This is a genomic window from Streptomyces sp. NPDC036815, from assembly GCF_055609205.1.
In genome coordinates this window covers 125992-139285 of record NZ_JBVJPW010000003.1, presented here as the reverse complement: position 1 = coordinate 139285, position 13294 = coordinate 125992, and the positions used below count along the sequence as shown (strand labels likewise).

Sequence of the window (13294 nt, the reverse complement as noted above, 5' to 3'; positions counted from 1 at the left end):
ACTCAAGGACTCTCCCTCATGCGCGCAAGACTGGCCCTGCCCGTCGCCCTCATAGCGGCCATCTCCGTCACCGCCACCGCCTGCCAGTCCTCATCCAGTGACGGCACCGCGGGGTCGAACGCGAAGAACACCCCGACCTCCGCCTCCGGAGCCGCCGACTACAACCCGACGCCGTACGACAAGGTCAAGGACGGCGGGACCTACACGACGGCCGGGACGTTCGACGAACAGGGCAACTACTTCAACGTCAACAGCACTCTCACGGCGGCCCGGGTCTGGGCCTGGTACAACGCCAACGCGATCACCTTCTCGCCGACCGGCGAAGTGCAGTACAACCCGGACTACTTCAGCGATGTGAAGGTCTCCGTCAAGGGCGGCAACCAGAAGGTCGTCCTGACGATCAACAAGAAGGCCGTCTTCAACGACGGAACGCCGATCGACTGGACCGCGATCAAAGCCACCTGGAAGGCCAACAACGGTTCCGACAAGGATTACGCGGCGTCGTCCACGGACGGCTACGACCGGATCACCGACGTCGCGCGGGGGAAGGACGACAAGCAGGCCGTCATCACCTTCAAGGGCGTCAACGCGGCCTGGCCGAGCCTGTTCACCACGTTCCTGCATCCGAAGGCGGCGACGGTCGACAACTTCAACAAGGCGTACGTGAAGAAGGCCCACCCCGAGTGGGGCGCGGGCCCATACACGGTCGGAAAGTGGGACACCCACTCGGGCAACATCACCTTCGTACGCAACCCGAAGTGGTGGGGCAGGAAGGGCAAGCTCGACAAGCGCGTCTACGTGAACCTCGAGTCGACCGCGGCGGTCAACGCCTTCAAGAACGGTCAGCTCGACTACGTCTCCGCGGTCGACGCCGAGAGCCTCAAGCAGGTGAAGGGGCTCAAGGGCACCGAGATCCGAAGCGGCGGCAGCCCGTTCGAGTACTCGCTGAACTTCAACATCAAGTCGTCGGTCCTCGGCGACAAGGCGGTGCGCAAGGCGATCCAGGAGAGCATCGACCGCACCCAGATCGCCAAGATCCAGTTCCAGGGCCTGGACTACAAGGAGCCACTGCCCGGCTCGGCAGTGCTCTACAGCTTCCAGAAGGGGTACGAGGACAACGTCTCGGCGGTCCTGAAGTACGGGCCCGACCAGGCGAAGAAGGAACTCGACGCGGCGGGCTGGAAGCCCGGGAGCAACGGGATCCGGGAGAAGGGCGGCAAGAAGCTCGAGGTCGGATACACGCTCCTCGGCGACGACCCGCTGGGCAAGGCCACCGCCGGTGCCCTGGCCGCGATGCTGAAGCCGGTCGGCGTGCGCCTCGTCATCAAGAAGGCGGACGACGCGGACTTCTCCAACATCATCAACGAGCGCAAGTTCGACCTGTTCCTCTCGGGCAACCGCTCCATGAATCCCTTCGGGGTCCGCTATCTGTGCGAGACGTACTGCTCGGACCGTGAATCCAACATCACGGGGGCGGGATCCCCTGCGCTGGACAAGAAGATCCGCGCCACGACGGAGATCGCCGACCTGGACCGGCAGACGGTGGCGGTGAACAAGGTCGAGAAGGAAACCCTCCGGGAGTACGCCAAGCTCCCGTTGTTCAGCGGCCCCTCGACGTACAGCGTCAAGAAGGGGCTGGCGAACGTGGGCGCGACCATCTTCTACAACCCCCTGCCGGAGACGGTGGGCTGGGAGAGGTAGCCGGCCCGGCCGGGTCGCCCGGGCTGCTTGACCGCTGGGCCGCGCTCTCGCTCCCTGTCCGGAACGACGACTCCTGCACGCCTGGAGCCTCGCCCCCGGGGTACTCGAACGGGGTGCCGGCCCCCTGCAAGCACCTTTGAGTCCCCAGATCTGAGAGGCCAGATGAGCACCAAGCCGTCGACCGAGCAAGTGCCGAGCACCTCAGCGTCGGCCGAACGGATGCCGAGCGAGCAGACCGCGAGGGACAAGCCGTCGAAGGACCAGGAGACGAAGACCACCGTCTGGGTGGCGCTCGCCGCGAACCTGGTCATCGCCGTGGCCAAGATGGCGGGCGGACTGTTCGCGGCCTCACCCGCGCTGCTCTCCGAGGCGGCCCACTCGATCGCGGACAGCCTGAACGAGGTCTTTCTGCTGGCCGCGCTGCGACGCAGCCGAAAACCGGCCGACGCCCAGCACCCCTTCGGCTACGGCAAGGAACGCTACTTCTGGTCGCTGCTCGCCGCAGTCGGCATTTTCGTCACCGGTGGCTGCTTCTCGATCTTCCAGGGCATCGAGGCGCTGCGCTCGGAAAGTTCGGAAACCACGACCGGCTACCTCATCGGTCTCGTCGTACTCGGGATCGCCTTCCTCGCCGAGGGAGGCTCCCTGGTCCGCGCGCTGTGGCAGGTGCGGGGGCAGGAGGGCGGCATCGGCTCCGACCCGGCCCTGCGCACCGTCATCGCCGAGGACGGCACCGCCGTCCTCGGCGTGACCCTCGCCATGATCGGCATGGGTCTGCACATGGCGACCGGTGAGGTCGTCTACGAGGCGGCCGCCTCCATGGCGATCGGGCTGCTGCTCATCGCGGTGGCGTACCACCTGGGCAAAGAAACCAGGGAGCAGCTGATCGGCGAGGCCGTCGACCCCGAACTGCGCGACGAGATAGCCCATTTCCTCGCCGAGCAGCCCGAGATCGACCGCGTGGCGAGCCTGCTCACGATGCGGCTCGGCATGGACTCCACGCTCGTCGCCGCCCGCATCGACCTCGCGCCCGGCCGGGACAGCGAGGTCGTGGAACTCGTCATGGAGCGCATCAAGTCGGAGATGGCCGAACGCTGGCCACAGGCCGACCAGGTGTTTCTCGATGTCACGGAGGCACCGCCCGTGCGGGGTGCCGAGGTGGCACCGGACCTGACGGCCTGACGGTCTGACGGTCTAACCGACGAGGGGAAAGCGAGTGAGGCGGCAGATCGTCACTTCTTCCTTGTCCGGCACCCCTAGCGGAGTGCAGCAAGAGCCGTATAGGCGAGAGCCGAGACACCGACGACGGCCAGGGCGATCCGTTCCTGCCTCGGGCAATACGTCCCTGAGCGATGCGTTCGTGGGTTGAACATGTCGTAGTGGCCTGCGAGTGCGAATGGATACCCGGCGAGCAGGAGGACGGAGAGACCGAACGCTTTCACTGGGACGGTTGCGCTGCCGATGTCAAGAACGGGTGCGATGAACACGCCGAGCATCGTCACGGCGATCGAGAGCAAGTTGAGGATGTCTGCGGGAGGCAGCCACGTGATGTCGCCCTCGCCGCTGACATCGATCTCTCTGTTGATCCGTAGAGCAAATCCGGTGACCTGGAAGCCGGAGACCACTCCGGCCGCTGTCCATAGTGATCCAAGATCAGGATGCATCGCACACTACCTCGACTGCCGACGTGAGGCGGGGTGCAAGCGTGGCAGCACCACGAGGCTGCGGAAAGACCGCACGGGCCCTGGTTTCCGAAGTGCGACCCTCGGCTTCCCGCTTCCTGATCGCTGTCCGGGGGCCCGCCGCTCGCCAGGACGCTGCCTTGATAGAACAGCGTCATGAGCTCGAACGAAGACCGGATCACGCAGGTTGAAGGGCACTTTGGAGTCCAGCTTCCCCAGGACTACCGGGACTTCCTGATGACGCGAGGCAGCATGAGTCAGTTCGTCCTCCCGGCCGACGACTTCCTGATGATCAACGGGATTGCGGAACTCATCGGGGTCAACGAGGCCGGAGAGTTCCAGGAGCGATTCCCCGGAAGCCTTGTCATTGGTGGGGACGGAGGCCGCGAGATGCTCACCTACGACTTCCGGCAAGACCCGCCAGCCCTGGTCCTGCTCGACATATCCGCACAAGACTGGTCATCCGCCATCCATCAGGCGCCTTCGCTCGAAGCCTTCCTTGAAGAATTCCCCCAAACCGGGTGGAAGTGGGACGACGCCGAACTTTGATCGCCCGGACGGCGAAGGCGAACATGGTTCAGCCAAGATCCACCCGGTCGGCACCGCTGATGTCGGCGCTTCGTATGCTCGCGGTGCGGGGAACCGGAAGTTGACCATCTTCGGAGGCGAACGAGCATGGCGGAGCAGCGTGTTGTCCTGGTGACGGGTGGGGGAACGGGAATCGGGGCTGCCACCGCGCGGCTGCTGCGCGCGGCGGGACACCAGGTAGTGATCTCCGGACGGCGGCCTGAGCCGCTGAGCAGAGTGGCCGAGGAGACCGGGGCGCTGGCGCACCCTTCCGACGTCTCCGATCCCGAGGCCGTGCGCGAGCTCGTCCAGACGGCGGTGCAGGCCTACGGGAGGCTCGACGGCGTGGTGCTCAACGCCGGAATCGGGCGGGGCGGCGCCATCGGAGACACCTCGGTCGAGGACTGGGAGGAGCTGATCCGGACCAATCTCACCGGCCCGTTCCTGCTGCTGCAGGCCGCACTGCCGCATCTGCTGGCGGCCCGCGGCGCGGTGGTCGCGGTCGCCTCGGTCGCCGCGCTCCGCAACAGCGTCGGCAACGCCGCCTATGCGACGTCCAAGGCGGCCCTGCTTCATCTTTGCCGCTCCCTGGCCGTCGACTACGGCCCGCAGGGGCTGCGGGCCAACGCGGTGTGCCCGGGCTGGGTACGTACGGAGATGGCCGACCAGCGGATGGCACGGTTCGCGGCGGAGGCGGGACTGTCGGGCGGCGCCGAGGCGGCCTACGAGGAGGCGAACCGGTTGACCCCCGCCGGTCGGCCGGGTGATCCGGAGGAGGTCGCCGAGGCGATCGACTGGCTCCTCTCACCCGCCGCGTCCTACGTCAACGGAGCCGTCCTGACCGTCGACGGCGGCGTGACCACGGTCGGCGTCGGGGGCGCAGCCTTCGACTACCGAATCGAGCCGCGCGCCTCGAACCGGTAGCGAATTGGGGCGGGTCTCGGGCCACGTAGGGCCAGGGTGGGACAGGACCGCTCCGCAGGGCGGTCTCGACGACATCACCAACGCCGCCGAGACAGAAATGCCCGGCGTGCTCAAGGCGCAGGGTCACAAGGGCGGGTACGCACCGGTCAACGAGCATGTGCCCGGCTTCTTGGATCAGCTCGACGCCCGGTTCAAGGGCACCGCCGCGTAGGGCGAGTGACAGTCGGTGACTCCCCGCATCCACGGGTGCGCGGGGTCGGGATGGTGACGATGAGCCACCACGCACCTCGACCCCCTCGGGGATGCAGCGGAACACGGCCGCGATTGCGTTGCTGAGCCCGGCGGCGAGCTGGGCGTAGGTGTCGCCGCACCGCAGGTGAGCCGGGGCCAGAAGCGGCTGACGGCCGACCGGCAGTCGCCGCCGTCGGGTCCCGATTGCCTTCCGCCAGGAGGCCAGGTGTCCGGTCAGGAACCGCAGGGCGCGGCTGGACAGATCACTCGAGGACGGGTGGACGAGCACGCGAAGTTCCTGGCGGATACGAGTGATCTTGGTCGAGAACCCGTCTACCAGGAGCTTCGTCGTTGCGCAGGAGTGTCCAACTTGCGGTCGACACCGAGAGGTTGGAAAAGGCTCGCTGGCTCAGCGCCTGCTCGAACGTCATTTTCGACGAGCGGCGTACCTGGCAAGACCTCCGGACCTTGGAGCGTGAGACCTGCAAATCTCGCCTGACTACGATTGGCTCAAATGCTGAAGATTTCTTGATTCGGCAACCTCGGATACAGAAAAGGGAACTTGTGGAGCCGATGTAATGGCGTTGCGCCAGCCAGTGTTAACTCCTCCAGGCTCTGTATCGGCGGGCTCACCACACCGCGGCACCAGGTAGCCGAAGGTCATTCATCCTCTTGACCTTGCGGAACCCCCAGCCAGCGGCCACGGATCCAGAAATTCCAGAGGAGGCGGAGCCTCATGGTCGCATCATCGAGTTCCAGCCGAACGCTTATTTTCGATGAGTTTGCGTACTGCAAATAGAGGGCTTCCCCCTCGGGTAAATGTCGATGAATATTACACTCCCCATTTACCGCAAATATCAGAATCTGCGTGTCTTATGGAAGTGGGCCAGAATTTAACCGGCTCCTCGGTGCTGCGCGGCAGGAAAGTCGCAGGCAACCGACTATTCCTGGTCGGTTTCGCACCGGCCTGCTGCAGCGCCTCCGCAAGCCCGCTTCACCCGATCCAGAGGAAACCTCGTCATGAACAGGAAGCAGACCACAGCCCTTCTCGCCCTGCCCGCACTCTTCGCCGGCGCGACACTCTTCGCCGGCTCTCCGGCCGGCGCTTCCGCTCTCGCCTGCACCGCTGGTACTGCTGGCATCGCTGGTGCCAACGGCACCGCCATCCACCCCAACGGCTTCCCCGGCACCGCGGGTGGCCCCGCGACCGGAACCGGGAACTGCGCCGGCGGTGCGGGAGGTTCTGGCGGCAACGGGGTCCTGGGCGGGGTTGGTGGTACGGGCGGCAACGGTGGCGCGGGCCTCGGCGGCGGTTCCGGCGGAGCGGGCGCTATCGGCGGCAACGCCGGACCCAACGGCGCTGCCGGCGGCGACGGGGGTACCGGTGCTACCGGCGGTCTGAACGGTGCGGGCGGTGCAGGCGGCGCCGGCGGCATGGGCACCCACGCCGGTGCGGGCGGTATCGGTGGCTCCGGCGGCAACTCCGGCGCCGACGCCGGAGTTGGCGGTCGTGGCGGCCTCGGTGGCGCTGGAGGATCGGACGGTGGTGCGGGCGGCAATGCGGGTAACGGCGGCACTGGCCACGGTGGTGGTGGGGGCGGCAACGGCGGCGCCGGTGGCATCAACGGCGCAGGTAATGGCGGCAAGGGCGGTCAGGCCGGCAACGGTGGCAACGGCAGCTTCGGGGGGGCCTACCCGGGCGGTGCCGCGGGCATCGGCGGGGCCGGTGGCGTGAGCTTCGGAGGTATCAACAACTTCGGCGGCAAGGGCGGCACAGGCGGCAACGGCGGCGCCAAGTCGGGCGCCAGCAGCGACGGCGTCTGCGGGATCGGCGGCGCCGGCGGCAATGCCACAGGGGGCATCCTCTACCACGGCGGCACTGGCGGGAGCGGTGGCACCTTCGGCTCCGGCAGCCCGTGCGCGAGCGGGGCCAACGGAACACCGTGATCTACCCCGCCAGGGGTCCCGCACGATCCCTGCGCAAGGACACCTGATGCGGTCTCAGGGTGTGACGGCCTCGGCCTGACCGCCCTCGTCACTGAGCGTCGTACAACCGATGCTCAGTGACGAGGCTGCGCATGGCGTGAGCGGCGCATGGACGACTTCGCCGGGTCCGCTGGAGGTGTGAACTGCGGGAAGCCCCTCCCGGAATGCCTACATGCCCTGCGCGGTCAGGCGGCCTGGCGTCTGTGACACGTGTGAAGTGTCAGCGGACTAAACAGGGGCGGCCACGACAGGTTTGAGTTCTCCGAAGCAGCGGGTGTCAGAGGTGCGTACTAAGGGGATGTGAGGGCGTCGAGCCGAGCTGCGAGATCAGGGTGGGCGGCGGTCAGGTGGGGGCGGGCGGCGGTCAGGGGAGTGATGAGTTCGGCGGGGTCGTCGTGCGCCAGTGCCGCGTGGAGTTCGCGGAGCGGGCTGCGGGCTTCGCTGGGCAGGTCGGTGAGCGCGGTGATCTGACCGGCGAGGCGGCGCAGATCGGCCGCGTTACGGCGGGCCCAGGTGGCGGTGGTGCGCTCGGCGGCCCGGGCCTGGCGGGTGGCCTGGACGCGCTGTTCGCCGGTGGTCCCGGTGGGGCCGGGGCGGTTGCGCAGGTAGCGGCGTTCGGCGGCCTGGCGGCTGGCGACGCCCAGGGGAGGGGCGAGGTCGGCCCAGCTGGCACCCGCGTCGCGGGCCGTGTCGATCAGCCCGGTCTCCCATCCGGCGAGCTGTTCGCGGACCTGCCGCAGCAGCGTGAGGGAGGCCAGGGCCTCTTCCGGGCCCGGCTCGGAGCCAGGGGCGTCGGCGGCCGTGTGCCGGGCGGTCCGCAGGGCGTCGTTTATGGCATCGAGGGCCGCCGCGGCGGCGAGGAACGAAGCCGGGCTGTGGGCATCGGTGCCGGCAGGGGTCGGCTGTTCGGCTGCGGTCACGGGCACCTCCATCTCGTTGTCATCAGGTAGACGACACCGTGTTTGTCATCCATTGGATGACATGCTACAACAGAGTCAGTGAAGCGCATTGGCAGCAACTGCCCGAACTTCTGGAGGTGTTTTCACGATGTTGATGCGCACCGACCCCTTCCGTGAGCTGGACCGGCTGACGCAGCAGCTGATGGGCCCGGGCACCTGGTCGAAGCCGTCGGCGATGGCGATGGACGCCTATCGCGAGGGCGACGAGTACGTGGTGGTCTTCGACCTCCCGGGTGTCAGCGCCGACGCGATCGACATCGACGTCGAACGGAACATGCTCACCGTCAAGGCCGAGCGGCGGCCGGCGGCGAAGTCCGAGGGCGTCAAGATGGAACTGTCCGAGCGGCCGCTGGGCGTCTTCTCCCGCCAGATCGTGCTCGCCGACAGCCTCGACACCGAGCACATCCAGGCTGACTACGACGCCGGAGTGCTCACCCTGCGCATCCCGATCGCCGAGCGCGCCAAGCCCCGCAAGATCTCCATCGGCGTCGGCTCCGGCCGCAAGGAGATCTCCGGCTGACACCGGCCGGACGGGTGCGGAGGACGGGCACCTGATCTCCCCCTCACCCCGCCTCCGCACCCCTCGGGCATTCCCACGGAATGAAGGGGTGGCGGCTGAGATGACCTTGCGACGCGAAGCGTTCCTCGACCAGGTGAAGGAACGCGGTGAATACGGCACTGCCGAGGAAGCCGAGCGTGCGGCCCGCGTGGTGCTCGCCCTGCTCGGCGCACACCTGGTCGGAGATGTCCGCGCCCAGCTCGCGGCACGCCTGCCGGAGGGCTTCGCCCTGATCCTGCTCAACCCGCTGCAGAGCGCCGAGCCCCTGTCACCGGAGCGGTTCGTCCGCGCGACCGCAGCGTGGATCGAGGGCGCCACCGAGCAGACCGCGACGTGGGATGTCAGCGCCGTCCTGTCCACGGTCGCCGACGCGGTCGGGGAGGACTTGCTGGGCCAGATCCTGCTCCAGCTTCCCGCGGGCTACGACCTGCTCTTCGGCCGCCCCCAGCCCACCTGACCTGACCCATGTCCATGACCCATGCCGCGGTGCCGCACACCGGCACCGCCCCATCCCGGCTCCACGAAAGGCATGCACCGCAGTGATCACCGACGTACGCGCACCGCTTGAGCACCAGCAGCCGTACGGGACGGCATATCAGCAAATGCTGGAGAAGGTCCGCTACGAGGGTGCGTACCCCACCCGCGAGCGCGCCGACGAAGCCGTCCGCCTGGTCCTCGCAGGACTCGGACGCCAGCTGACCGGAGACGAGCGCGTCGCACTGGCCGGCGCCCTGCCTTTCGAGGCCGCTCGCGTCCTGACCACGCAGATCCCCGCCACGCAGCAGCTGACCGGCTGGGCCTTCGTGAAGGACCTCGCCGCCCGTACCGGCGCCTCCCTGGCCACCACCCGCTGGGACACCGGCTCCGTCTTCGCCGCCGTCGCCGCCTACGCGGGCCCCGATCTCATGACCCGCATCCTCCACCAACTCCCCACCGGCTACGCCCTGCTGTTCGGCCAGGCGGAACTCATCAACCGAGCCGCATAACCTGAGCGTCTCCTGTCGGTTCTTCCTCCACGAGTGACCCGAGGGGCGGGCCGGAGCGGTAGCTGCCGCGGCCGGCCCGCGCCCTTGGACAGATCCAGGAGCAATCTCGTGGGCAAGAGGGCGCGACCGATCGCCGGAACCAGCGGTTCCGCCCTTGAGGGGCGCCGGTAAGCAGCGGAACGTAGCTCTCTCCTGCGTCATCCTTCGTACTTCGGGCTCAACAGGTCCACGCCTCCTGCCTGCGGTGGGAACCTCTGGTGGCACATCATGATGAGCCAGCGGGCGCCAGGGGCACGGATGCAGGGATCTCAGATGGCGACGGTCGGTGCTGCACTCGCCTTCGCGACGATTACAAGTTTGGGTTTCACCGCGTGCCGGTTCTCGGACGAGCCGCCCGGCGGGCCCTCAACCGGCGTCGCCTCAGTGCGTGGGACCGACGCGCCCGGGGGAGGAACTCCTGGTGAGGCCAGTCGAGCTGGCACTCCCGCCGAGCAGTACACAGCAGGCAAGCCGGGTGTCGGCAGAGGTGCATCGGAAGGCCCTTCAGGCGGGCACGAGGACATCCCCTCTGCCGGCCAGGAAAGCGACGGTGCCGTGCCGACGCTCGGGCCCACTGCTACCCCGTACGGCAACGGCGGAAATGGCGATCCCGGCATCCCGTCCTTGGAGCCGGAGCCGCAGGACCCCGGCTCGTTCGACACCACCGACCCCGGTCTCGTCGGAGATCCGCCGTCGACTCCGCCGCCCAACCCTTGCTCGCTGACGCCACCGCCCGGTGCCACGTGTTCGGCGCCGCCAGGCAGTCAGCATCGCGACAGCCCCGATAGCTAGCGGAGTGAACACCCCCCGTAACAGGCGGCCAGGCGGATTTCCTGCCCCCTCGCGAGAGTCGAACAGACTGCCACGGCACCGCCGCACCGGCCGCTCCACGATCGCCGGTGTTCGCGTACGCCCTACCCGCGTCAGGCATCCGCCAGGGACGACTGCGGCAGGAGACGGCGGTCCGAACCTGGAACTCTTCAACTCTGCTGTGGGTAGCGTGGCGTTCATCGGCGTACTGATGTTGTACACCGGCTACATCTACACCAACGCGTATTACGGGTATTTCCATCTCGACAACTTCGCCATGGGGTTGAGCCCCGACGAACTGGTGATCCGCAGCCTCCGGCTCGCCACTATGCCCGTCTTCGAAATCCTGACCGTGGCGCTACTACTACCGGCCGTCCCGCGCCTCTTGCGTTATCTACGGGTTCCCGAACGGTACATGGGCAAGGCAGCGGAGTTGGGGCGTAGCACGGCGAAGGCCCATTATGTATTCGTTGCCGACGGAGCATTGTTCATGGTGTTGTGGTCCTGGATTCAGCCCTTCGCGTGGGTGGCACCTCTACTCGTGGCGACCGGTGTAGTGCTGGGCCGCATGCGCTCGGCGGCTCCTGCGGGCCAAGCGCGCGAACCGGTGTGGAGGTTCGCCGCGTCGCTCATGATCGCTGGTCTCTGCCTGACCTGGATAGCGGCCCTGGTGGCTGCGGACCTGGGCCGCAAGGATGCTCACCGAGACGCACACCAGTTGGTTCGCCGAGTCAGTGTGATTCTCCTGAGTACTGAGCGGTTGAACTTTGCCCCACCAGGACCTCGGGTCACGGACCTGGGGGAAGGCACGCACTTCCGCTATCGCTACACCAACCTCCGACTGCTGATCGAGCGCGACCATCGGTACTACCTGCTGCCTACCGGATGGAAGCGGGAGAACTCGACGTACGTCATCAAGGACAGCGACGACGTACGCATTGAAATCAGGTCGGGGACTACTTCCGGCGCAGATGGCCAGGCATCGGCTCTGCCCGTCGTTGCGGGCAATGAACGGGATCTTGAGACCGTGAGCAATCCGTGGCAGGCTCATGCCGCATGATCGATGAGTTCGCGAAGTTCGCGAAGGACAGTCTGCACGGGAGACTGCGGCGGGACCGCGCGGCGCTGCTCTGGAAACTCGATGGATTGTCCGAGTACGACGCCCGCCGACCGTTGACAGCGACCGGGACCAACCTCCTCGGTCTGGTCAAACACGTGGCCAACGTCGAGGCCAGGTACCTAGGCGAGGTCTTCGACCGCCCTTCCCCGGAACCGCTGCCCCGGTGGCAGGACCATTCCAACGGAAGCGATATGTGGGCGGCCGAGCACGAGACCCGCGATCAGATCGTCGGGTTCTACCGGCGCACGTGGGAACATTCGGACGCGACGATCAACGAGCTCCCCCTCGATGCCCCCGGGCACGTGCCGTGGTGGCGGGAGCCCTATCCCAACACGAACCTGTTCGCCGTCATGGTCCACGTCCTCGGCGAGTCCAACCGGCATGCCGGGCACGCCGACATCCTGCGCGAGGGCCTCGACGGCCGGACCGGGGTGCGCCCCGAGTACGAGCAGCAGGTCGACGAGGAAGCCCGTGCGGCCTTGTGCGCGAAGATCGAGCGGGCGGCCGCGAGGTCAGCCGCTGCAAACAAGGCGCAGAGGCCGTCTTACGCGAGGGAAGGGTAGTCAGGCCCTCGGCGGTCGCCACGGCAGCGCAGACCCGTCAAACGCCGTGAGGACAGGCGTACTTCTCCTGCCGAACACCTGGTCTGTCCTGGCCTGGCCCGGCCGCGCGAGCGCGGGCTCGTCGCGCACATCGCGCGGCCAGGCAACATGGGCTCCGGCGAACGCCTCGGCCAGGACCGCTGGAAGAGCGAACGGTCGATCGCCCGGCTCTGCGGCTACCGCAGCCTCACCGTGCGATACGAACGAAACGGCTCTCACTTCCAAGCCTTCCGCGGCCTGGCCGCCGCCGCGACCTGCTACGAGATGCTCGCGCAACTCGCCAGGTGAGAAACCCTCTTAGTCCTGGCGGCTGGTCACCTCAAGGAGGTGATAACCGAACTGGGTCTTCACCGGCCCCTGGACCTCGTTGACGGGGGCTGAGAAGACGACCTTGTCGAACTCGGGCACCATCTGGCCCGGGCCGAACGAGCCGAGGTCGCCGCCCTGCTTTGCGGAGGGGCAGGTGGAGTTGGACCTGGCGAGCTCGGCGAAATCAGCTCCCCCGTGGATCTGATTCTTGAGCTCGTTTGCCTTGTCCTCGGAGGAGACGAGGATGTGTCGCGCGGTAGCCCTAGCCATGTGTTGCGTCCTTTCGAGTAAACGTACGTCGAATACTACCGATGTGATGTCGGTCCTATGATCAAAGCGCGCCCGCCACGCCTGGCGAGCCGCGTTCGCCCCCAGAGGGGTGGCCACCACCCGCCTGGGCGACGGACACGTGCCGCAGGACGTATCGCCGCGCCGTCAGCTCCACACCGCGGACAGTGGATATAGAACGTTTCACCCACACAACGTTCCCTGTTCGAAGAATCGTGCAGAACGGTCGTTACGAAGGGCTGTCACCCGTCCGGGTGGCGCGCCGGAGCGATGCTGCCGTCTGCGACATCAACTCTGCAACCGCTTGCTGGTGATCCGCCAGCGGGTGCGTGTACTTCGCACCGAATGCCTGATCTCACCCGCAAAGGAATGAATGGGGCGTACAGGCGAGGGTTACGGAAATGTCCCTGATTGGTAACTGGTGGCGGCCGGCCTGCCGTCGTCCTCACCGAAGCTTCACAGTTTGGGTTCTCGGCCCACACCGGACCGGGAACTCGCACCGCGCACTCACCGGCAGGTACAAACCGGTGA

Annotated in this window: 15 protein-coding genes; 12 read left to right on the top strand and 3 right to left on the bottom strand. The window is 67.1% G+C overall.

Annotation, left to right across the window (positions count from 1 at the left end):
• Positions 1-18 precede the first annotated feature (18 nt).
• The gene (locus ACZ69I_RS09380) at positions 19-1701 is read left to right on the top strand and encodes an ABC transporter family substrate-binding protein (RefSeq protein WP_470831209.1); all 1683 of its coding nucleotides are present in this window, start codon (positions 19-21) and stop codon (positions 1699-1701) included.
• A 219-nt stretch (positions 1702-1920) separates the two neighbouring features.
• Positions 1921-2883, top strand: coding sequence for a cation diffusion facilitator family transporter (locus ACZ69I_RS09375; protein WP_467678206.1), 963 nt, complete (start codon positions 1921-1923; stop codon positions 2881-2883).
• A 74-nt stretch (positions 2884-2957) separates the two neighbouring features.
• On the opposite strand, the gene ACZ69I_RS09370 is transcribed toward ACZ69I_RS09375, so the two are convergent.
• On the bottom strand, positions 2958-3365 hold the full coding sequence (locus ACZ69I_RS09370) for a hypothetical protein (protein WP_470831207.1): 408 nt from the start codon (positions 3363-3365) through the stop codon (positions 2958-2960).
• A 174-nt stretch (positions 3366-3539) separates the two neighbouring features.
• Between ACZ69I_RS09370 and ACZ69I_RS09365 the strand changes: the two genes are divergently transcribed.
• From ACZ69I_RS09365 to ACZ69I_RS09350, 4 genes are all read left to right on the top strand, one after another.
• A complete protein-coding gene (locus tag ACZ69I_RS09365) occupies positions 3540-3932 on the top strand; it encodes an SMI1/KNR4 family protein (protein ID WP_467678031.1) in 393 nt (130 codons plus the stop codon).
• A gap of 126 nt (positions 3933-4058) precedes the next feature.
• Complete coding sequence (locus tag ACZ69I_RS09360; RefSeq protein ID WP_470831206.1) at positions 4059-4874, top strand: SDR family NAD(P)-dependent oxidoreductase; 816 nt, start codon at positions 4059-4061, stop codon at positions 4872-4874.
• A gap of 4 nt (positions 4875-4878) precedes the next feature.
• Positions 4879-5085 carry a hypothetical protein gene (locus ACZ69I_RS09355; RefSeq protein WP_470831204.1) on the top strand — a complete coding sequence of 69 codons (207 nt, stop codon included), beginning with the start codon at positions 4879-4881 and terminating at the stop codon, positions 5083-5085.
• 1040 nt (positions 5086-6125) lie between these two features.
• Positions 6126-7052, top strand: a complete 927-nt coding sequence (locus tag ACZ69I_RS09350) for a hypothetical protein (protein WP_470831203.1) — start codon at positions 6126-6128, stop codon at positions 7050-7052.
• Positions 7053-7381: 329 nt separating this feature from the next.
• Here ACZ69I_RS09350 and ACZ69I_RS09345 read toward each other — a convergent pair whose 3' ends face one another.
• The gene (locus ACZ69I_RS09345; RefSeq protein WP_470831202.1) at positions 7382-8011 is read right to left on the bottom strand and encodes a type III effector protein; all 630 of its coding nucleotides are present in this window, start codon (positions 8009-8011) and stop codon (positions 7382-7384) included.
• 127 nt (positions 8012-8138) lie between these two features.
• Here ACZ69I_RS09345 and ACZ69I_RS09340 point away from each other — a divergent pair, with 127 nt between their 5' ends.
• From ACZ69I_RS09340 to ACZ69I_RS09315, 6 genes are all read left to right on the top strand, one after another.
• A complete protein-coding gene (locus ACZ69I_RS09340) occupies positions 8139-8570 on the top strand; it encodes an Hsp20/alpha crystallin family protein (RefSeq protein WP_470831201.1) in 432 nt (143 codons plus the stop codon).
• Between the two features lie 100 nt (positions 8571-8670).
• The gene (locus ACZ69I_RS09335) at positions 8671-9066 is read left to right on the top strand and encodes a DUF2267 domain-containing protein (protein WP_470831199.1); all 396 of its coding nucleotides are present in this window, start codon (positions 8671-8673) and stop codon (positions 9064-9066) included.
• Positions 9067-9148: 82 nt separating this feature from the next.
• A complete protein-coding gene (locus tag ACZ69I_RS09330) occupies positions 9149-9595 on the top strand; it encodes a DUF2267 domain-containing protein (protein ID WP_467678043.1) in 447 nt (148 codons plus the stop codon).
• Positions 9596-10634: 1039 nt separating this feature from the next.
• Entirely contained in the window at positions 10635-11504 is an 870-nt protein-coding gene (locus ACZ69I_RS09325; RefSeq protein ID WP_470831198.1) for a hypothetical protein, read from the top strand.
• On the top strand, positions 11501-12127 hold the full coding sequence (locus ACZ69I_RS09320; protein ID WP_470831197.1) for a DinB family protein: 627 nt from the start codon (positions 11501-11503) through the stop codon (positions 12125-12127). Before ACZ69I_RS09325 ends, ACZ69I_RS09320 begins: the two co-directional genes overlap by 4 nt.
• 147 nt (positions 12128-12274) lie before the next feature.
• Positions 12275-12454, top strand: coding sequence for a hypothetical protein (locus ACZ69I_RS09315; RefSeq protein ID WP_470831196.1), 180 nt, complete (start codon positions 12275-12277; stop codon positions 12452-12454).
• A gap of 9 nt (positions 12455-12463) precedes the next feature.
• On the opposite strand, the gene ACZ69I_RS09310 is transcribed toward ACZ69I_RS09315, so the two are convergent.
• A complete protein-coding gene (locus tag ACZ69I_RS09310) occupies positions 12464-12862 on the bottom strand; it encodes a peptidylprolyl isomerase (protein WP_470831195.1) in 399 nt (132 codons plus the stop codon).
• Positions 12863-13294 lie beyond the last annotated feature (432 nt).

Coding starts and splice junctions, on each gene's coding strand:
- ACZ69I_RS09380 (WP_470831209.1), top strand. CDS start 19: ATGCGCGCAAGACTGGCCCTGCCCGTCGCCCTCATAGCGGCCATCTCC.
- ACZ69I_RS09375 (WP_467678206.1), top strand. CDS start 1,921: ATGCCGAGCGAGCAGACCGCGAGGGACAAGCCGTCGAAGGACCAGGAG.
- ACZ69I_RS09370 (WP_470831207.1), bottom strand. CDS start 3,365: ATGCATCCTGATCTTGGATCACTATGGACAGCGGCCGGAGTGGTCTCC.
- ACZ69I_RS09365 (WP_467678031.1), top strand. CDS start 3,540: ATGAGCTCGAACGAAGACCGGATCACGCAGGTTGAAGGGCACTTTGGA.
- ACZ69I_RS09360 (WP_470831206.1), top strand. CDS start 4,059: ATGGCGGAGCAGCGTGTTGTCCTGGTGACGGGTGGGGGAACGGGAATC.
- ACZ69I_RS09350 (WP_470831203.1), top strand. CDS start 6,126: ATGAACAGGAAGCAGACCACAGCCCTTCTCGCCCTGCCCGCACTCTTC.
- ACZ69I_RS09340 (WP_470831201.1), top strand. CDS start 8,139: ATGTTGATGCGCACCGACCCCTTCCGTGAGCTGGACCGGCTGACGCAG.
- ACZ69I_RS09335 (WP_470831199.1), top strand. CDS start 8,671: ATGACCTTGCGACGCGAAGCGTTCCTCGACCAGGTGAAGGAACGCGGT.
- ACZ69I_RS09320 (WP_470831197.1), top strand. CDS start 11,501: ATGATCGATGAGTTCGCGAAGTTCGCGAAGGACAGTCTGCACGGGAGA.
- ACZ69I_RS09315 (WP_470831196.1), top strand. CDS start 12,275: ATGGGCTCCGGCGAACGCCTCGGCCAGGACCGCTGGAAGAGCGAACGG.